The sequence below is a fragment of the Streptomyces cyaneus genome (assembly GCF_004028635.1).
Classification (GTDB): Bacteria; Actinomycetota; Actinomycetes; order Streptomycetales; family Streptomycetaceae; genus Streptomyces; species Streptomyces cyaneus.
The window spans coordinates 462,790-482,590 of sequence record NZ_RQJW01000007.1; the positions used below are offsets into that span (position 1 = coordinate 462,790).

At 72.1% G+C, this 19,801-nt stretch carries 15 protein-coding genes; 2 read left to right on the forward strand and 13 right to left on the reverse strand.

Annotation, left to right across the window (positions count from 1 at the left end):
- Positions 1-10 precede the first annotated feature (10 nt).
- From EHO50_RS27560 to EHO50_RS27580, 5 genes are read right to left on the reverse strand one after another with little or no spacing between them, the layout of a single operon-like run.
- Positions 11-2,137: an ATP-binding SpoIIE family protein phosphatase gene (locus tag EHO50_RS27560; RefSeq protein ID WP_128433882.1), complete on the reverse strand. Its 2,127-nt coding sequence runs from the start codon at positions 2,135-2,137 to the stop codon at positions 11-13.
- A 52-nt stretch (positions 2,138-2,189) separates the two neighbouring features.
- Positions 2,190-4,193: an acetoacetate--CoA ligase gene (locus EHO50_RS27565; protein ID WP_128433883.1), complete on the reverse strand. Its 2,004-nt coding sequence runs from the start codon at positions 4,191-4,193 to the stop codon at positions 2,190-2,192.
- On the reverse strand, positions 4,190-5,782 hold the full coding sequence (gene mhpA / locus EHO50_RS27570; protein ID WP_128433884.1) for a bifunctional 3-(3-hydroxy-phenyl)propionate/3-hydroxycinnamic acid hydroxylase MhpA: 1,593 nt from the start codon (positions 5,780-5,782) through the stop codon (positions 4,190-4,192). Before mhpA ends, EHO50_RS27565 begins: the two co-directional genes overlap by 4 nt.
- 27 nt (positions 5,783-5,809) lie before the next feature.
- Entirely contained in the window at positions 5,810-6,748 is a 939-nt protein-coding gene (locus EHO50_RS27575) for a fumarylacetoacetate hydrolase family protein (RefSeq protein WP_128433885.1), read from the reverse strand.
- Complete coding sequence (locus EHO50_RS27580; protein ID WP_425472268.1) at positions 6,745-7,938, reverse strand: VOC family protein; 1,194 nt, start codon at positions 7,936-7,938, stop codon at positions 6,745-6,747. The genes EHO50_RS27575 and EHO50_RS27580 overlap by 4 nt, the downstream gene beginning before the upstream one ends.
- Before the next feature lie 97 nt (positions 7,939-8,035).
- Between EHO50_RS27580 and EHO50_RS27585 the strand changes: the two genes are divergently transcribed.
- Positions 8,036-8,671 carry a TetR/AcrR family transcriptional regulator gene (locus tag EHO50_RS27585; protein WP_128433887.1) on the forward strand — a complete coding sequence of 212 codons (636 nt, stop codon included), beginning with the start codon at positions 8,036-8,038 and terminating at the stop codon, positions 8,669-8,671.
- A gap of 33 nt (positions 8,672-8,704) precedes the next feature.
- On the opposite strand, the gene EHO50_RS27590 is transcribed toward EHO50_RS27585, so the two are convergent.
- Positions 8,705-9,394: an LmeA family phospholipid-binding protein gene (locus tag EHO50_RS27590; protein ID WP_246101482.1), complete on the reverse strand. Its 690-nt coding sequence runs from the start codon at positions 9,392-9,394 to the stop codon at positions 8,705-8,707.
- Between the two features lie 144 nt (positions 9,395-9,538).
- The gene (locus EHO50_RS45680) at positions 9,539-10,240 is read right to left on the reverse strand and encodes a TetR/AcrR family transcriptional regulator (protein ID WP_128433889.1); all 702 of its coding nucleotides are present in this window, start codon (positions 10,238-10,240) and stop codon (positions 9,539-9,541) included.
- 88 nt (positions 10,241-10,328) lie between these two features.
- Between EHO50_RS45680 and EHO50_RS27600 the strand changes: the two genes are divergently transcribed.
- Complete coding sequence (locus tag EHO50_RS27600; protein WP_128433890.1) at positions 10,329-11,945, forward strand: MFS transporter; 1,617 nt, start codon at positions 10,329-10,331, stop codon at positions 11,943-11,945.
- A 321-nt stretch (positions 11,946-12,266) separates the two neighbouring features.
- Here the strand turns inward: EHO50_RS27600 and EHO50_RS27605 are convergent, their stop codons facing one another.
- From EHO50_RS27605 to EHO50_RS27630, 6 genes are all read right to left on the reverse strand, one after another.
- Positions 12,267-12,746, reverse strand: coding sequence for a MarR family winged helix-turn-helix transcriptional regulator (locus EHO50_RS27605; RefSeq protein ID WP_128433891.1), 480 nt, complete (start codon positions 12,744-12,746; stop codon positions 12,267-12,269).
- 11 nt (positions 12,747-12,757) lie between these two features.
- A complete protein-coding gene (locus EHO50_RS27610) occupies positions 12,758-13,819 on the reverse strand; it encodes an alkene reductase (protein WP_128433892.1) in 1,062 nt (353 codons plus the stop codon).
- A gap of 78 nt (positions 13,820-13,897) precedes the next feature.
- Positions 13,898-14,803, reverse strand: a complete 906-nt coding sequence (locus EHO50_RS27615) for an NADP-dependent oxidoreductase (RefSeq protein WP_128433893.1) — start codon at positions 14,801-14,803, stop codon at positions 13,898-13,900.
- Between the two features lie 488 nt (positions 14,804-15,291).
- Positions 15,292-16,548 carry a sensor histidine kinase gene (locus EHO50_RS27620; protein ID WP_128434052.1) on the reverse strand — a complete coding sequence of 419 codons (1,257 nt, stop codon included), beginning with the start codon at positions 16,546-16,548 and terminating at the stop codon, positions 15,292-15,294.
- A gap of 134 nt (positions 16,549-16,682) precedes the next feature.
- A complete protein-coding gene (locus EHO50_RS27625) occupies positions 16,683-18,893 on the reverse strand; it encodes an MMPL family transporter (protein WP_164904958.1) in 2,211 nt (736 codons plus the stop codon).
- Between the two features lie 221 nt (positions 18,894-19,114).
- Complete coding sequence (locus tag EHO50_RS27630) at positions 19,115-19,651, reverse strand: hypothetical protein (RefSeq protein WP_128433895.1); 537 nt, start codon at positions 19,649-19,651, stop codon at positions 19,115-19,117.
- Positions 19,652-19,801: the final 150 nt, after the last annotated feature.

Genomic DNA, 19,801 nt, shown 5'->3' on the forward strand with positions numbered 1-19,801 from the left:
GCCGCCGGCGTTACGCGGATCCCGGTCGGGCGAGCGCGTCCCACGCCGGAAATCCCGCGGCGTCGGTCAGCTCGGCCCAGACCGTCTTGCCGTGCCGGGCGTGGCGCGTGCCCCAGCGCTCGGCGAGCTGGGCGACCAGCAGCAGGCCCCGCCCGCCCTCGTCGAAGACGCGGGCGCGCCGCAGGTGGGGGGTGGTGTTGCTGTCGTCGGAGACCTCGCACAGCAGGGTTCCGTCGTGGATGAGGCGCAGCCGGATCGGCGGGCGACCGTAGCGGATGGCATTGGTGACCAGTTCGCTGACCACCAGCTCCGCGGTGAAGTCGAGGTCCTGAAGGCCCCAGGTGCCGAGCTGCTCGGAGACGTCCGTCCGGGCCCGGGCGACGGCTGCGGGCTCGGCCTCCAGGTCCCAGGTGGCGACCTGCTGTGCGCCGAGCGCGTGGGTGCGGGCCAGGAGCAGGGCGACGTCGTCGTCCGGGCGGGCCGGCAACAGGGCCTGGAGCACCGAGTCGCAGGTGGCCTCCAAGGAGGCGGCGGGCCGGGCCAGGGCCTGGCCCAGTCGGCCCAGGCCCGTGTCGATGTCGTGGTCGTGGGACTCCAGGAGACCGTCGGTGTAGAGGGCGAGCAGGCTGCCTCCGGGCAGCTCGACCTCCGCCGCCTCGAAGGGCAGGCCGCCCAGCCCGAGCGGTGGGCCGGGGGGCAGGTCGAGGACGTCGACGGAGCCGTCCGGGGTGACCACGGTGGGCAGTACGTGCCCGGCGCGGGCGAGGCAGCAGCGGCCGCTGACGGGGTCGTAGACGGCGTACAGACAGGTGGCGCCAGTGTCTCCGACGGCGTCGCTGTCCGGGTCGGCGGACAGACGCAGCACGACGTCGTCCAGGTGGGTGAGGAGTTCGTCGGGCGGCAGATCGATGTCGGCCAGTGTGCGCACGGCGGTCCGCAGCCGGCCCATGGTGGCGGCCGCCTGGATGCCGTGCCCGACCACGTCGCCCACCACCAGCGCGACCCGGGCCCCGGACAGCGGGATGACGTCGTACCAGTCACCGCCCACCCCGGCCCCGGCGCCGGCGGGCAGATAGCGGCAGGCGACCTCGACGGCCGACTGCTGCGGCGTGTTCTGCGGGAGCAGGCTGCGCTGCAGGGCCAGGGCGGTGGCGCGGGCGTGCGTGTAGCGGCGGGCGTTGTCCACGGCCACGGCCGCCCGGGCGGCGATCTCCTGGGCGAGGAGCAGATCCTCGTCGTCGAAGGGGTCGCGGCCCCGGTGCCGGAAGAACTGCGCGACGCCGAGGGTGGCGCCACGGGCGCGCAGCGGTACGACCAGCGAGTGCTCCGGGGAGCGGGCGGCGTCGGCCCGGTGCCGGGAAGGCTGCCCGAGGGTGAGGGCGCGCTCCGGTGGGGAGCCGGCCGGGTAGGTGTGGAGCTGCTGCGTCTCGATCGCCGGTTGCGGGGCCTGCTCGCCCACTGAGCGCTCGGCGATCCGGCGCAGCACGAGCGGGCTCTCGGCCGCCGTGTCGGGCTCGTGGAACGCGGAGTCGAGCAGGTCGACGGTGACCCGGTCGGCGCAGTGCTCGGTGGCCAGGTCCGCCAGCTCCTGGGTGGTGCGGGCGATGTCCAGGGTGGTCCCGATGCGCATGCCCGCCTCGTTCACCACGGACAGCCGCCAGCGCAGCCTGCGGTCCCGTTCCTCCTGGAAGGCCAGGACGGCCTGCTCCGAGGTGCGGTCCACGTACTCGATCACCGCCGCGATCAGCTTGCGGGCCGCCGCGCCGACCAGTGCGGCATCGCTGGTGAGCCGGGGCATTTCCTCGATCATCCGTTCGAGGATCACCCCCTGCCCGAGGCGGAAGGCCCGCAGCAGATCGCTGACGGGCTTTCCGCGCCGGGCCAGCCGACGGGCGCGCTCCACGTCGGCGGGCGGCGGTTCGATCAGGCTCGGCTCGATTCCCTGCTGGAGACCGAGCAGGCCGGCCATGACGTGCTCGGTGATGTTGTCCAACGCCATCTGCGCGAGGTCCGGGTCGTCCCACAGTTCGGGAACCTCACGCCGCAGGCACCGCTCCACGTCGTGGATCAGCTGGTCCGCTCTGGGGCCGAGCTCATGGGCGGCACGGGACACCAGGGTGTCCGCGGTGAACTCCACACCACCGACGGTACGCCCCTGGCAGTTCCCGTTCGCGCCCGCGGCCGGGCGGTCAGCGGCGTTGCGCGCGGCGAGCCGCACCGAGGCGGGCGTAGTGGTCGATCAGGCCGGGGTCGTCCACGGCGGCGGGGTTGACGACCTGCTCGATGGGGGCGCCCTGGAGCAGGCGTTTGACCGGGACCTCGAGCTTCTTGCCGGTGCGGGTGTGCGGGACGGCCGGCACCTCGATGATCTCGTCGGGGACGTGGCGGGGTGAGGCGCCGGTGCGGATGGCCTCGCGGATGCGGTCGCGCAGGGCGTCGTCCAGCTCGGCGCCGGCCGCGAGGACCACGAACAGCGGCATCCAGTAGCCGCCGTCGGGCTCCTCCGCCCCGATGACCAGGGCCTCCGTGATCTCCGGGAGGCGTTCGACGACGTCGTGGATGTCGCCGCTGCCCAGCCGTACGCCGTTGCGGTTCAGCGTGCTGTCGGAACGGCCGTGCACGATCACCGAGCCGTGCCCCGTGAGCGTGATCCAGTCGCCGTGCCGCCACACGCCCGGGTACGTCGAGAAGTAGGCGTCGCGGTAGCGGCTGCCGTCGGGGTCGTTCCAGAAGTACAGCGGCATGGACGGCATGGGCCGGGTGACGACCAGCTCACCCACCTGGTCGACGACCGGGAAGCCCTCATCGTCGTACGCGGCCAGCGCCACGCCCAGGTAGGGCACGGACAGTTCGCCCGCCCAGACGGGGACGGTGGGTGCGCCGCCGGCGAAGCCGGAGACGACGTCGGTGCCGCCGCTGATGGAGGCGAGCTGGACGTATGCGCCGAGGTGCTCGCCGACCCAGGGGTAGGCGGAGGCGGGCAGGGCGGAGCCGGTGCAGCCGACCGCACGGATCGAGGACAGGTCGTGCACCGAGGGGTCGATGCCGAACTTGGCCATGCCCAGCAGGTACTGGGGGCTGGAGCCGAACAGGGTGACGCGGTGCCGGGCCGCCAGCTCCCAGAGGATGTCGGGCTGGGTGAGCGGGGCCGGGCTGCCGTCGTAGGTGCAGGTCGTGGCGCCGGTCAGCAGGGTGGAGACGACCAGGTTCCACATCATCCAGTGGGTGGTGGTGTACCACAGGAGGCGGTCGCCCGGGCCGAGGTCGGACTGGAGGCCGAGGGTTTTGAGGTGCTCCAGCAGGACGCCGCCGTGGCCGTGCACGATGCCTTTGGGCAGGCCGGTGGTGCCGGAGGAGAAGACGACCCACAGGGGGTGGTCGAACGGCACGGGGGTACAGGTGAGTTCCTCGGTGCGGGTCGCCGCGTCCTCCCAGGGGAGGACCAGCGACGGGTAGGTCGACGAGAGCCCCGGCCCCGGCAGTCCCACGTGATCCACCAGCACCGTGGCCTTCAACGTCGGGAGCGCGTGGGCCAGTTCGAGGGCGGCCTCGCGGCGGTCGTGGGCGGTGCCGTTGAAGAGGTAGCCGTCGGCGGCGACCAGGACCGTGGGTTCGAGCTGGGCGAACCGGTCGGCGGCGGCCTTGGGCGCGTAGTCCTGCCCGCACACCGACCACACGGCGCCCAGGCTGGCGGCCGCGAGGAACGCGACGACGGCGTGCGGCGTGTTGGGCAGATAGCCGACGACGCGGTCACCCTGCCCGACGCCCAGTTCGCGCAGCGTCGCGGCGACGGAGGCGACCTCGGCGCGCAGCCGGCCGCCGGTCACTTCGTAGCCGGAGCCGGTCTCGTCGAGGGCGACGATCGCCGGGGCGTCGTCGGTGAGGTTGCGCAGGGCGTGGTGCGCGTAGTTGAGGGTGGCGCCGGTGAACCAGCGGGCCCCCGGCATGGTCTCCTCGGCCAGCACCTTCTCGTACGGGGTCTGCGCGTCGACGTCGAAGTACTCCCACACCGCGCTCCAGAAGCCCTCCAGGTCGGTGACCGACCAGCGGTGCAGGGCGGCGTAGTCGGCCTCCGCCGCCACTCCCCGGTGTCGAGCGGCCCAGCGGGCGAAGTCCGCGATCCGGCTGCGCGAGGCGGACTGCGGGTCCGGGGTCCAGCAGGGGGCGGCGTACGGGGAGGTCGGAGTGGTCATCGCGCGGGTCTCCTCAACACGGGGGCGGATACGGTCGGTTCGGCGGGCCGGCGGGTGGTGCACAGCAGCGGTGCCCAGGCGGCGGTGCCCGTGAAGTCGCCGCCGCCCGCCGGGACGACGTCCAGGACGACCCGGTCGGGCCGCAGCAGGACGGCGTCCGCACGGCCGGAGCGCAGCCAGGCGGCGAGGGCGCCGTCGTCGCCGGTGTCGTGGACGTCGACGACGCGGGCGCCGAGTCCGTCGGTGAGCGCGTGCAGCGAGGGCGGCAGCGGTATCGCGGTCAGCACGGCGAAGGAGTCGCCGAGGAGGTCGTCGAGGCGGACGACCTGCCGGTCCGGGGCCGTCACCCGGGGCTGCGGGCAGTAGGTGCCGCCGAGCCGACTGCGGCGGACCAGCGGACCCACGGGCAGCGGGCGGCTGAGGTCGCGGCCGGCTCTGCTGGTCACCCCGGGGATACGGCAGGCCGCTGCGACGGCGGTGCGGCGCAGGGCGGCCGCGCGGTCCTGGCCGCCGGTCATCGCCCAGCCGGTGGCGACGGCGAGCCGGATGACATGGCGGGCGTGCGGCTTGCGCTCCCGCTCGTAGGTGTCCAACAGGCCTTCGTCTCCGCCCTGTTGGAGCACGCGGGCCAGCTTCCAGGTCAGGTTGTAGGCGTCCCGCAGACCCGAGCACAGGCCCTGTCCGACGAACGGCGGGGTGAGGTGGGCGGCGTCACCGAGCAGGAAGACCCGGCCCCGGCGCCAGCGGTCGGCGATGCGGGCGCGGAAGGTGTACTGGGCCTGCCGGACGATGTGGAAGTCGTCACCGGGGCCGAGGCGGGACAGGTCCACCCAGGGGGCGACCAGTTCGCGCAGCAGCTCGTCGTCGAGTTCCTCCGTCTCGCGCAGCCGGAACTCCCAGCGGTAGCGGTCCTGGCCGATCCGCATGAAGGTCGCCGGACGGTTCGGGTCGCAGACCTGGTCGACGCCTTCCCAGCAGCGGACCGCGGCCTTCGTCGTGACGTCGATGACGGTCCAGCGCTCCTCGAAGCGCAGGTCCTCCCATCCCGCCCCGATGGCGTCGCGGGTGAGGCTGCCCGCCCCGTCGCAGCCGAGGACGGCCTGCGCGAGCAGTACGTGTTCGCCCTCGTCGTCGCGGTAGGTCACACGGACCGGACCGTCCGCGTCCTGCTCCACGGCGGTCACCTCCACCCCGCCCCGCAGCTCGCACTCCGGTCGGCGGGCCAGCGCGCCGCGCAGCAGCCGCTCCAGCTCGGGCTGGTCGAACATGCTGGTCTGCGGGAAGCCGTGGTGGCCCTGCGGCGAGCGCCGGAACTCGGCGATCACGCGGTGCCGGGCGTCCAGCAGCCGCAGCCCCCGCGCGGGGCGGGCGACGGCGGCGAACTCGTCGGCGATTCCGGCGGCTTGGAGGATGCGGCGGACCTCGTCGTCGGTGGCGACGGCGCGGGGCAGGGGGTAGACGTCGTGGTGGCGTTCGAGGACGACGGTCCTCACGCCACGCCGGGCCAGCAGGAGGGCAGCGGTCACACCCACAGGGCCGGCGCCGACGATCACCACGGGAACGTCTGCCGAGTCGTGCTCGACTGTCATGTGCGGCTCACTTCGGGGATTCGGGTCTCAGTGCGCGTCGGTCACGGTCGTGCGCTGCTCGCCCAGATCGATCCGGCCGTCCGGGGTGGCGATGGTGGCGGTGACGACGTCGCCGTGGTGCAGGTAATGGGGGTTCTTGGCCTGCGTCTTGAAGAACGCCTTCCACTTCACCGCGGGCGGCAGCAGCGCGCCGATCTTCTCCACCGGCTTGGGCGGGGCCTTCAGGGCAGTACCGCCGGGGGTGCCGGTGAGCAGCAGGTCACCGGGGTCGAGGGTCTGGAAGCGGGCCAGCAGGGTGAGGGCCTGCGCCGGGCGGACGATCATGTCGGCGAGGGTGCGGTCCTGACGCAGCTCACCGTTCACGCTCAACTTCAGCCGCAGGTCCAGGAGATGGGCGAAGTCGTCGTCTTCCAGCAGCGCCAGGTACGGCCCGGTCGGTGTGAAGGTCGGGTACGACTTGCCCTCGTAGAACTGCGTCTTGGTCAGCTGTACGTCACGGGCGCTGACGTCGTTGGTGATCACCAGCCCGGCGACGTACGAGGGCAGGTCCCGCTCCTCGACGACGGTGCCGATGGGCAGCGGAGCCCCCATGACGAGGCCCAGCTCCACCTCGTAGTCGAGGAACTTCACATGTGACGGCCGCACGATGGCTTCCTCCGGTCCGCTGACCGAGCCGGACGCCTTGCGGAAGAAGGCGGGCGGGATGTCGCCGGTGAAGCCCGAATCGCGGGCGTGGCTGCGGTAGTTGACCATCTGGGCGACGACCCGGCAGGGGGTGGTGACCGGGGAGAGCGCCACTAGGTCGGCGACGGGCGTGCCCGCGTCACCGGAAAGAGCCGCCTCGCGTACGGCGGCCCGGTCGGCGAGCAGTTCGGCGGTGGTGACGGCCTTGGTGTCGACAGGGACGGCGCGGTCGCCGAGGACGACCCACCAGGCGTCGGCGGTGCGCAGGACGTTGGTGCTCATGAGTTCATCGCTTTCATCAGGCCCAGCAGACGGGCGGGGTCGAGTTCGTTGTCGCCGCGCAGGGCCGTCAGGACCTCACGCACCTTGGCGGGGGACGGGCTCGCGCCGAGGAAGTCCCGGGTGACCGGCGGGCCCCACTGGGCCAGCCCGCTCGCCGACATGGGCGCCCAGCCGGGCTCGAGGTCGCAGGAGAAGAGGTCGCCGTCGGCGAAGTGCTCCAGCATGAAGTGGTCGGGGTCGCGCCAGTAGTCGAAGAGCTGGCTGCCCTGGATGTGCCGGCCGATGCCCCAACTGCGCCGGTAGCCGCGCTCGTTCAGGTACTCGCCGCCGGCGGCGATCGAGTCCAGGTCGGTGACCTGGTAGGCGGAATGGACATAGCCCGTGCCCGGCCCCAGGTGCATGGCCAGCGTGTGGTGGTCGGCCGGCACGCTGCCCAGGTCACAGCGGATGAACGCCATCGTCGGACCGCGACCGCGCTGCCCGTCCAGGAACAGGAAGTCGGACACGATCATCCCGAGGGTGTCCAGGTACCAGTCAAGGGCGCGGGCGAACACCCGGGTCTCCAGGACGACATGGCCCAGGCGCTGGATGCGGGACGGCTCGCGCGGCGGCCGCTGCGTGACGTTCGTACGGCGGTGATCCGTGCCGAAGTTGAGGAGCAGCGGCCGCTGTCCCGGCAGTTCGGGGAGGTGTTCGGCGCAGTGCACGACCCGCACCGGGAAGCCGGACGGGTCGAGCAGGTCGACCACCTTGCCGCCGCCGGGCACATCCGCGTCCCGTACGGCCGCCCCGGTCGCCCGTGCCAGCCGGTCCAGGTCGGCCCGGTCGGCCGCGCGGAACGCCGGGCCGATGAAACGGGACGTACGCCCGCGCCGGATCACCATGCAGGGCGGGCCGGCGAAGGTGCCGCGCAGCCACAGCTCGCTCTCGGTGCGCGCGGCGATCTGGAAGCCGAAGTCACGGGCGAAGACCTCGGCCCGGTCCAGGTCCGGCTTCTCGAACTCCAGCCAGGCCAGGTCCGCAACCTTGATCACGGGGTTCCGGGAGCGGCCGGGATGCTCGCCGCGCAGGGCGCCCTGCTCGCTGTGCAGGTCCTGGTGGGGCGTCGCGACGGCGGCTTGAGCCAGGGGTGTTCCAGACACGGTTTCCTCCGAGCGACCTTGCGCACATTGCCATGATGAGGAAATCATCAGGTTTGACAGAAGGCTCGTCAATAGGTCGACGGCCGTAAGATGATGGATGCATCAGAACTGCGATTGATCTCGCCCCCGCGGCTAGACTCGGCCCATGCCTACGTCAGCCCCGCCCAGCAACCGGTTCGAGCGGCGCCGTGCCGAGACCCGCCGGGCGCTCGTCCGCGCGGCCCGGCAGATACTCGCCGAGACCGGGGACACCAGCGCCAGCATCCAGGCGATCGCCGAGCGCGCCGACGTCGGCTTCGGCTCCTTCTACAACCACTTCGAGTCCAAGACAGAGCTGTTCGAGGCAGCCGTGGCGGACGCCCTCGAAGAGTTCGGTCAGACCTTCGACGAGCGGCTCACCGGGATCGACGACCCCGCCGAACTCGTCGCGGCCGGCTTCCGGCTCAGCGCTCGCATGGCCGACTCCCGCCCGGAGCTCATGCAGGTCCTGCGCCGCCGCGGCCTCGGCCACCTCCACTCGGACAACGGCCTGGCCGTGCGGGCGCTGCGCGACCTTCAGGCCGGCATCACCTCCGCCCGCTTCACCGCGGTGGAGCCGGTCATCGCCCTGTCCGCGCTGGGCGGTGCTCTGCTGTCGCTGGTGGAGCTGCGGTTCGCCCGCCCCGACCTGGACGGCGACGAGGCAGCCACCAACCTGGCCGAGATGGTCCTGCGCATGCTGGGCGTCCCGCCGGACGACGCCCACGAGGTGGCCCGGCGGCCGTTGCCCGAACTGGGCTGAGCAGCAGTACGAGCAGTACGAGTACGCCAGGTTTCACGCGCCCTCGGACCCGCCGTCGGGCCGGAAGGTGACCGACCGGCCCGAGAAACGGGCGGTGAGGCCGTCGTCCGTGGTGGTGACCGAGCGCAGGTGCAGGCCGTCGGGGATGTTCCGCAACTGGATCGGCCGCTCGAAGACCTTGTCGAGCAGCGCGCCCCCCGCCCCGGGCAGCGCACCGCCCGTGACCTGGAAGTCCTTGAACGCGATGCGGTTGCCGGAGGCCGCCGAGACGGTCGTCGTCACGGTGACGTCTTTCCCGAGGGGCAGCAGGACGACCGCGCTCACCTGACCCGTGCGACCGCCCTGGGAGATCTCCAGGCCGAGGGCGTTCGACACGTCCTCGTACGACAGGAAGGCGGTCGCCTCCGCGCTGCGGGCCCGCGCCTCGCTGTCGTCGTCGGACTTCGTCAACCCGTCCAGCCGCAGGGAGAGTTCACTCACCGGCAGCGGGCGGGTGGTGTCGCGGGCCGGTATGTCGTGCGCGGTGATGTCCACCCGACGCAGAGGGCCGGAGGCCGCCTGGGTCAGCACGGGGAAGCCGCGGACGTGGACCTCCGGCGGCAGCGGTGTGCCCATGCCCTCCTGGAACGCCTTGGCCGTACGGGACTCGATGCGGGCCGCGACGGCCCGGTCGACCGCGACGGGTAGGAGGACCAGCGCGAGCAGGGCGGCGGCGACGGCCATACGTCGTCGCCGGGTCCGGCGGGGCTCGTACGGCGAGCCGTCGTCGTACCCGTGCTGGGAGTGGTGCGGGAACTCGTACTGGGGCTCGTACCGGGACTGGCCCGGGGACTCGTACTGGGACTGGTGCATGGGCGGGGCCCTCCTTCAGTGGGGTCGGTGGGTCCGGTCGGGGGAGTGGAGTCGGCGGGTGCCGTGCAGACGGCGGACCGTGGCGGCGGCGGTGTCGCGGTCGACTCCGGTGGCGATCAGGGCGGCGGTGGCGGCGCCGGTGCCGTCGTCGGCCCAGACCCCGGAGTTGACGGCGGCGAGCAGTGCCAGCAGATGGGCCTCGATGGCGCTGCTGAGGGGGCCGGGCGGAACGGCGGTGTGGAAGACGCCCTGGCGCCGGCCCTCGGCGAGGATGCCGGCGACCGTCTCGCGGGCCGGGGCCAGGACTTCGCGCACCTGGGCGGGACCGAGGTCCCGGCCTGCCAGGTCGATCAGCGTGCGATAGCAGTCGCCGACCGGCCAGAGGGTGAGAACGAACCGCGCCAGGGCACTCGCGGGGTCGGGACCGGGACCGGGACCGGGACCGGGACCGGCGCCGGGACCGGGGCTGCTCATGCCGGCGACGGCGAGGCGCACCGCCTCGGCGGCCTCCGCGGCGAGCCCCTCCACCAGCGCCGCGCGGCCGGCGAAGTGCGTGTAGACGGTGCGCCGTGCCACGCCGGCGGCCTCGGCGATGTCCCCGAGGCTGCTGTCGGGGTTGCGGCCCAGTTCCCGCCGGGCCGCTTCCAGGATGCGGGCGCGGGTGGCACGCGTCGCGCGGCGCTGCCGTCCGGGCGTCGGGGCTGTCTGGCTGCTCACGTCGTCGATATTTGCACATCGACGGGCAAGAAACTAGTCTGCTCATCGATGTGCAAATAACTCGTACCCCTGCCCCCTGGGAGTCCTCGTGCCCTTCCTTGCCAACACACCCGTGGAGAAGATGACCGGGCCGTACGCACGGCGTTGGTGGGCGCTGCTCGTGCTCTGCCTGAGCCTGCTGATCGTCGTCATGGCGAACACGTCGCTGATCGTGGCCGCGCCGGACATGACCCGGGATCTGGACCTCAGCAGCAGCGACCTGCAGTGGGTCATCGACGGCTACACCGTCCCGTACGCCGCGCTGATGCTCGTCCTGGGCGCGATAGGCGACAAGTACAGCCGCCGCGGCGCCCTCGTCACCGGCCTGCTGATCTTCGCGGGCGGGTCGGTGATGGGCAGCCTGGTCGACCAGACCGAGCTCGTCATCGCGGCCCGCGCGATCATGGGCGTCGGTGCCGCCGTCGTGATGCCGGCCACCCTGTCCCTGCTGGTCGCGACCTTCCCGAAGGCCGAGCGCGTCAAGGCCATCACCGCCTGGAGCGCCACCTCAGGCCTCGCCATAGCCGTCGGTCCGCTGGTCGCCGGCTGGCTGCTGGAGGACCACGCCTGGGGCTCGACCTTCCTGATCAACGTGCCCATCGCGGCCCTCGCGGTGGTCGGCGCGCTCGTCCTCGTACCGCCGTCCAAGGCGCAGGGCATGGGCCGGATCGACTACGTCGGCGGGCTGCTGTCGATCGCCTCCATCGGCTCCCTGGTCTACGCGACCATCGAGGGCCCGCACTTCGGCTGGGGCACCGGCCCGATCACCGCGGCCGTCGTCGCGGGCGTCGGTCTCGTGGCCTTCGTGGCCTGGGAACTGAGGCACCCGCACCCGATGCTGGACGTGCGCAAGTTCAAGCTGCGCCCCTTCACGGGCTCGATGATCGCGGTGCTGTTCTTCTTCTTCGGCACCTTCGGCGCGATCTACTACTCCACCCAGTTCCTGCAGTTCGTCCTCGGCTACGACGCCCTGGAGACCGGCGTACGGCTGCTGCCGCTGGCCGGAGCGGTCTTCCTCGGCGCCGCGGTCACCGGGAAGCTGACCCCGAAGCTCGGGGTGAAGGCGATGGTGGTGACCGGCATGGTCATCGGTACCGCCGGTGTCTTCCTGCTCACGCAGATCGACAAGGGCTCGACGTACACCGACTTCCTGGCCCCCATGATGATGCTGGGCTTCGCGATCGGCCTGAGCGTCTCCCCGGCCACCGACACCGTCATGGGCTCCTTCCCGGAGTCCGAGCTGGGCGTCGGCGGCGGCGCCAACGACACCTCGATGGAGCTGGGCGGCTCCCTCGGCATCGCGCTGCTGGGCTCCCTGCTCGGCACGGCGTACCGGGACGAGCTGACCGACCTGATCGGCGCCCACCTCCCGGCCGCCGCGCTGGAGACGGCCAAGGACTCGGTGGGCGGCGGACTCGCGGTCGCCGAGGAGGTCGCGAAGAACCCCGCCGGCGGGGCGCAGCAGGCACAGGCCCTGGTCGACGCCGTCCACGAGGCCTTCGCCCAGAGCATCGCCCACACCAGTCTGATCGGCGGGATCATCATGGCCGCCGGAACGCTGATCGTCCTCGCGGTCCTGCCCGGCCGACGCAAGACCGACCACCACCGCGACGAGGACGCGCAGGAGACAGAGCAGCCGCAGGAGGAGCGCGCGGGCGTCGCCTGACGCGCCACCACCCCAGAGCGGGCCGTGCCTTGAGCGGCGCACGGCCCCGGACGGTGCCGGGAGGGGACGCCCGGCACCGTCCTTCTGCTGCCGGGGGTGCCGCTCACAGCCATGCGGGGAGGGCGACGAGGTCGGGCCGCGTCGTGCGGCCGGGCCCAGGTGCCAGGTAGTGGTGCGGTCGGTAGGGGCCAGACGGACAGCGGGGCAGCCGGGGCGGGCGGATCCGCGGCGCGGGCCGCCGTGCGGCCGGCCGGCGACGGGGAAGGGCTCGGGACAGCTCGCGCTTGCCCCTGACGCCAAGGCCCCGCGGGCCGAGGGGAGTTACTCGGACTCTTCCCGCGGCACAGCGCGGCTGTTGATCGCGTCGGCGATGGCATAGGCGGTGCGGACGAAGGACTCTGCCTGCTGCGCCGACAGGTTCTGCGCGGAGGTCTCCTCCAGGGCCCGCCACATGGCTGCGATGGGCTCGCGCATGGCACGGCCCTTGTCGGTGAGGTGAACGACCATGACGCGCCGGTCGTGTTCGGCCGGCTCGCGGATGAGCAGGCCGGCGTCCTGCATGCGGCGTAGGGACTTGGAGACGGTGGAGTGGTCCAGGCCGACGCTTTCGAGCAGCTCGGACTGGGTCTGGCCGTCTCGGTCGAGGAGTTGCATCAGCAGCAGTTCCTGCCCGGGATGCAGGTCCATCTCGCGGAGCATGGCGGCGGCGCGGGCGCGGTGAGCCCGGGCGAGCTGGAAGATCGCGTAGCTCATCTGCCCCTCGCTGGCCGTGCTGGGGGGGCGGGGTGTGGGGGCGGGCATGATGCGGTTCCTCAGACGGTGTAGGTGGGGTAGTCGGTGTAGCCGGCCACTCCGCCGCCGTAGAAGGTCGCCGGGTCGGGGGTGTTCAGCGGCGCGTCAGAGCGTAGCCGCTCGACCAGGTCCGGGTTGGCGAGCGCGAGGGCGCCGACGGAGACAAGGTCGGCCGTGCCGTGGTCGACGTCCTTGGCGCGGGCGGCGATGTCGGTGCCGGCCCGGTTGAGGATCAGCGTGGTCGGCCACAGCGCGCGCAGGGTGCCCAGCAGATCCTCGTCGCCCGCGTGGAAGATGTGGAGGTAGGCGAGGCCGAGCGGGCTGAGGGCGCGCAGCAGCGCCGGATACAGCTCGGCGGTGTCGGACTCGGCGATGTCGTTGTAGGGGTTGCCGGGGGAGATGCGCAGGCCGGTGCGGTCGGCGCCGATCTCGTCGGCCACGGCAGCGGCGACCTCGACGGCGAAGCGGATGCGGTTGTCGAGGGAACCGCCATAGCGGTCGGTGCGCTGGTTGGTGTTGGCGGACAGGAACTGGTGTACCAGGTAGCCGTTGGCGGCGTGGATCTCCACGCCGTCGGCGCCTGCCGCGATGGCAGCCGCTGCGGCGCGGCGGAAGTCGTCGACGGTCGCCGCGACCTCCTGCGTCGACAGAGCACGGGGTGTCGGCATCTCCTGGGGCCCGGACGCGGTGAACATCGCGCCCTGCGGCCGGATCGCCGAAGGGGCGACCGGCCGGCGCCCGTGGGGGGTGTTGTCGGGGTGGGAGATGCGTCCGGTGTGCATCAGCTGGATGACGATCCGGCCGCCGGCCGCGTGCACGGCGTCGGTGACCTTGCGCCACCCGGCGATCTGCTCGTCATTGTGGATGCCGGGGGTGAGCAGGTAGCCCTGGCCGTCGGCGGAGGGCTGGGTTCCCTCGGTGATGATGAGCGCGTGCGAGGCCCTCTGGGCGTAGTACTCGGCGTTCAGCTCGGTCGGTACGCCTTCAGGTGTGGAGCGGTCACGGGTCATGGGGGCCATGACCAGGCGGTGCGGGAGGGGGATGCCACCGACGGTGGTCGGTGTCCACAGGGCGTTCAGCATGAGTGGTCTTTCGGTGCGGTGATGACAGGTGGTGATCGGGAAGGCGGGAGGGCGCGGCGGGAGGAGAGGCGGGCGTGATCAGTCGAGGGTGAGGACGAGCTTGCCCCGGACATGCCCGGCGTCGCTGACCTGCTGGGCCTTGGCGGCCTCGGCGAGCGGGTAGGCGGTGACGGTGGTGACGACCTTGCCGTTCGCGGCGTCCTGGGCCAGGGCGGCCAGGCGGGCAGCGGAGCGTTCCTGGCCACCGCTGGCGAAGGTGATGCCGAGCTGGTGCGCGCGGAAGTCAGCGATGGTGACGATGCGCTCGGTGCCGCCGCGCAGCGTGATGGAGTCCTCGAGGGCTCCCTTCCCGGCCAAGTCGAACACCGCGTCCACGCCGTCGGGGGCGAGTGCCCGGACCCGCTCGACCAGGCCCTCGCCGTAAACGGTCGCGGTGGCGCCGAGCGAGGCGAGGTACTCCTGGTTGGCGGGGCCGGCGGTGCCGATGACACGCGCTCCGCGGGCCGTGGCGAGCTGGACCGCCAGGGTTCCGACCGCTCCGGCCGCGCCGTGCATCAGCACGGTCTCCCCGGCGGCGACGCCGAGCAGGTTCAGGACCCGCTCAGCCGTCTCGCCCGCCACCGGCAGCGCGGCCGCGTGCTGCCAGTCGAGGCCGGCGGGCTTGAGGGCCACGGTGGTGGCCAGTGCGTACTGGGCGTACGAGCCGGTGTCCGACCAGCCCAGCACCTCGTCACCCACCTGCACATCCCGCACGCCCTCGCCCAGGGCGTCCACCACGCCGGCGAGCTCGCCACCGGGGACGGAGGGGAGCTGCGTGGGGAACACGGCCTCCAGCGCCCCGGAGCGGATCTTGCCGTCCAGCGCGTTCAGCCCGGCTGCCTTGACGCGGACGCGGATCTGCCCGGGGCCGGGCTGCGGGACCTCGATGTCCGTCTCGCGCAGCACTTCCGTGCCTCCGAAACGGTCGAACAGGACGGCTTTCATGACGACTCCTCTCGTGCCACCACCCACTTAGGTGGCTGGCCACATAATCAAGGTAACAGCAAACATGTGGCTAGCCAAGTATTTGCTCCCGCTCGGGCGTCGCAAGATCGGTCGGAGGCTGTCCGGGCGGCCGACCGCGAGCCGACCCCACCACGCCCGCTCGCCCATCAGCTCGGCCGGCCGACGCTCCAAAAACGGACGTCAATAATCTGTCACGCATTTGTTTCTGGTCGGCCAGGAGGTCACCTCTGGCCCGGGCGGCAGTCAACGCAGTTTGCAGCGCAACTTCCCGGTCGAGGTCGATGCGCGCACAGGACAGGAGTAGCTGGAAATGCTCGCCGGTCGTCTTCGATCTGTTTGACGCGGCTGGCAACATTGCCGCCGAAGACGGCCACGTGGTGCAGGCTCGACGACACCGAGCCCGGATCTCGACTCCCTGCGGGTGACGGCCACGAAGCAGCCCGTACGGCCACGGCACTCCCCCCGGCTCAGGCTCCGGGACTGTTTCCTTCATGGTCCGGAGCATGCGGGTGCAGTGGGAGTGCCGTGGAGACTTCGAAGCCGCCTTCGGGGCGGTGACCGGCGCAGAGGTCGCCGCCGATGGAGCGGGCGCGTTCGCGCATGCCCATGACGCCGAAGCCCCGGCGCTGCGCGGCCTCGAAGGCTGCGGGGGTCGTGGGGCCCGCGGGCCCGTCGTTGCTCACCGTGATCATCAGGCGGGAGCCGGAGTACTCGAGCCGTACATGCGCGGCTTCCGCGGCGGCGTGCTTGGTGACGTTGGTGAGCGCCTCCTGCACGATCCGGAACGCGGTCAGGTCGACTCCCGGTGACAGGGACTGCGGCTCCCCCTCGGTGGTGACCGTGATCTTGAGCCCCGCGGATTCGCACGCCGAGACCAGTTCGGGCAGGCGGGCGAGACCGGGCGCCGGTTCCAGCGGGGCGGAGCCCGGGTCGTCGTTCTGCCGCAGCAGCCCCAGCGTCGCCTTCAGCTCGCGCAGCGCGGACGAGGTCGTGCCGGTCAGGTCGGTGAGGATCTTCTTGGTCTGCGGCGGGTTGTCGAGCGCGAGGTGCGCGGCCGTGCCGGCCTGGGCGTTGGCCAGGGCCAGGTGGTGGGCGACGACGTCGTGCAGCTCACGGGCGATGCGCATGCGCTCCTCGGTGACGCGCAGGCGCGCCTCCTCCTCCCGGGTGCGCTCGGCGTGTTCGGCGCGGGCCTGCACCGAACTCAGGTAGGCGCGCCGCAACTGCGTCATCTTGCCGGCGGCGAGCGGCAGCAGCAGCCAGAAGAACGGGCCGATCGTCCTGAGCAGCAGCGAGAGGTGGTCCATGGAGTCGGAGAACACGGCCGCGAGCATCACGGCCACCATGGTGGTGATGCCATAGGCGCGGGTGGTCCTCCGGTCGGTCAGCGCGGCCAGCCAGTAGAGCGCCGCCATGATCGGTGCCAGCAGCAACGGGGTGAGCAGGTAGCCCTGCGCGACCGCGACCACCGTGCAGACCGCGGTGACCGCGACGGTCGTGCGCGGGTGGGTGCGGTGCTTGAGCAGGGCGAGGCAGGCCACGCCCATGAGGGCGACGCCGGTCTTGTCCTGGTCCGGCGGGTCGGCGCTGGGCAGGGTGAGCGCGCTGCCGAGGGTCGCGCACCCCATCAGCGCGAGGGTCAGCGCCAGATCGACGAGGAAGGGGCGGCGTGCCGCGAATTCCTCGAGTCGGTCCGCATAGCGCCGCTCGTGGCTGATGCTCATCGGGCTCTCGGGCATCGGGCTCTCCGGTCGGTGGGGCTGGGTCCATGGTGGTCGACGTCGGGTGGGAACGCCCCAGGGGCCGCCCGTGTCCTTCGCCACGGGCGGCCCTGGTGGGGGGGGGTGGGACGGCCGGATCAGGTGCGCGCCGGTTCCAGGTCGGCCGGGGCGTCCGCTGCGGGCTCCGTCTCGGACCGGCGGCTGAGCGCCTCGCCCTCCACGTCGACGCGGGGCAGGATCCGGTCCAGCCACTTCGGCAGCCACCAGGCCTTGTCGCCGAGCAGGGCGAGGACGGCCGGCACGATCGCCATCCGTACGACGAAGGCGTCGAGGAGGACGGCCGCGGCGAGGCCGAACCCGATCATCTTGATCATGGAGTCGCTCTCCCCGATGAACCCGGCGAACACCGCGATCATGATCAGGGCGGCGGCCACCACCACGCGGGCACTGTGCCGGAAGCCGGAGGTGACCGCCTGCTGGGCCGACTCGCCGTGGACGTACGCCTCCCGCATCCGCGAGACGAGGAACACCTCGTAGTCCATGGCGAGCCCGAAGACGATTCCCACCAGGAAGATCGGCATCAGGCTCATGATCGGCCCGGTCTGCTCCACGCCCAGCAGTTCGGCGCCGTGCCCCTGCTGGAAGACCACGACGACCGCGCCGAGGGAGGCCAGCACCGACAGCAGGAAGCCGAGGGCCGCCTTCAGCGGAACGAGCAGCGACCGGAAGACCACCAGCAGCAGGACGATCGCAAGGCCCACCACGACGATCAGATACGGGACCAGCGCGGCCTGCACCTTGTCCGAGATGTCGATGTTCAGCGCGGTGGTGCCGGTGACCTCGAAGGTCGCCCCGGTCTCGGCCTCGACCCCCGGACGCTCGCCCCGGATGACCGTCACCAGGTCCTTCGTCATCTCGTCGGTCGGCGCGGTGGACGGCACGACCGAGAAGACCGCGGTGTCACCGGCGTCGTTGAAGCGGGCCGGGGAGACGGACACGACCCCCTTCGTGGCGCCGATCTCCTCGGAGACGGTGGTGACCGCACCCTTCGGATCCGCGTCGCCCTTGGCGTCCACGACGACGGTCAACGGCCCGTTGAAGCCCGGCCCGAAGGCCTCGGCGAGCGCGTCGTAGGCCCGGCGTTCGGTGGTGGAGGTCGACTTGGCCTCGTCGCCGGGCATGCCCAGCTGAAGCTCCGTCATCGGCACCGCGAGCGCGCCGAGGCCCACGACGCCGAGGAGCAGCACCGGCAGCGGACGGCGCAGCACGAACCGGGCCCAGCGCGTACCGCCGTTGTTCTCGCCACCCTCCTCGATACGGCCGCTCTTGCGGGCCCGCCGCGAGAGCACGGCGTTCGGCCAGAAGCCGAGGAACGCCGGGACCAGCGTCAGCGCGATCAGTACGGCGACGACGACCGCGCCCGCCGCGGCCAGGCCCATCTTGGTGAGCATGGGGATGCCGACGACGGAGAGCCCGGCCAGCGCGATGACCACGGTGAGCCCGGCGAAGACGACCGCGGAACCGGCCGTACCGGTCGCGAGCCCGGCCGCCTCCTGCGGCGTACGGCCTTTGGCGCGCTCCTCCCGGTACCGCGAGACGACGAACAGGGCGTAGTCGATGCCGACCGCGAGGCCCAGCATCATGGCGAGGGTGCCGGTCGTGGTGGACAGGCCGAGGGCGCTGGACAGGGTCAGGATCGTGGCCATGCTGACGCCGACGCCGATGACGGCGGTCAGCAGGGGCAGCCCGGCGGCGGCCAGCGAACCGAAGGTGACGAGGAGTACGACCGCGGCGATCGCGATGCCGATGACCTCGGCCGTTCCGCCCGCACCGCCTCCGTCGTCCATCGCGCTGCCGCCGGCCTCGACGGTCAGCCCCGCGTCCCGGGCCTGGTCGATCGTCCGCTCCAGGTGGGCCTTGCCGGCGTCGGTGAGGTCGTTGGCCGCGACCTTGTAGGTGACGGTCGCGTACGCCGTCGTCCCGTCCTTGCTGACCGCCTTCGCCTGGAACGGGTCGGCGACGCCCGCGACCTGCGTGCCGTCGCCCAGTTCGGCCACGGCCTCCTCGACGGCCTTCTTGTGCTCGGTGGCGGTCACCTTCTCACCGCGCGGCGCGACGAAGACGACCCGCGCGGTCGCGCCGTCGGCCGTCGCACCCGGGAAGCGCTCCTCCATCAGGTCGAACGCCTTCTGCGACTCGATGCCCGGCATGGAGAACTCCTCGTCGGAGGCTCCCGGGGCCTTCAGGGCACCCAGGCCGACGGCGGCCAGGACGGCCGCCCAGACCAGGGCGACGTACCAGCGCCGCCGGAAGGCCAGACGGCCCACTCGATACAGGAAAGTAGCCACGGCAGGGGGTCTCCACATCTGGGACTCGAACGTCTGCCCAGGCTGTCCGGTGCAGGGGTGCCGTGTCGTCGTGCGGCTGCCGACAATCCCGGCTACTGAGAACGCAGTACGGACCGGGCGTCAGGTCCACCGTGGGGATGGCACCCACCGCCCCTGACACCGCCGGCCCCGAGGTGAGGACCTCGGGGCCGGCGGTGTCATGACGGGGTGCGGGTGGTGGCTCAGCCGAAGAGTGCCACCCTCGGGTGGACCGTGCCCTCGGCCGCCGGGTCGAGGGCGGTGACCCGGTAGACCTCGGTGAGGGTGTCCCCCGCGTGCAGCGTGCGCTGTGCGGTGGTGAGGTCGGTGAACAGGGTGCCGGTCTGGCTGCCCAGGTTCACGGCCTCCCAGCAGCCGGTGGCGGTGCGCCGCTCGACCCGGAGGTCCGTCGGGTTCAGGAACGGCCCGGCGTCCGGTGACTCCACCAGGAGCTGCGGGGCGACCGTCCGGTCCGCCGACGATTCGTTGCGGTAGGTGACCGTGACCTCGTGCCCGGCGTTGTCGGCGACGAGGGTGCTCGTGGGCAGGTCGACGAACTCGGTGGGTATGGCGGGCGTCTGGCTGGTCGGGGCCGTGGACGTCGCGGTGGTGGTCTGCGTCTGGGTTGCGGTCTGCGTCTGGGGTGTGGCCGCCGCGGCCGGTCCTGCCGCGGCGAAGCCGGCGAGCGCCACCATGAGGGCCAGGGCGGCGACCCTGGGGCGGCTGTTCTTCAATGACACGTTCGCTGATCCTTCGGATTCGCTCGGTGACTCGGGTGACTGGTGTTCCCCCCCCCCGTCCGTGGCTGCCGCCAGAGACAACACCAAGACTACGCAGACCGGTTCAGGTCCGGATCAGCAGGCAGCGGGGTCAGTGAGGCCCACGAGACC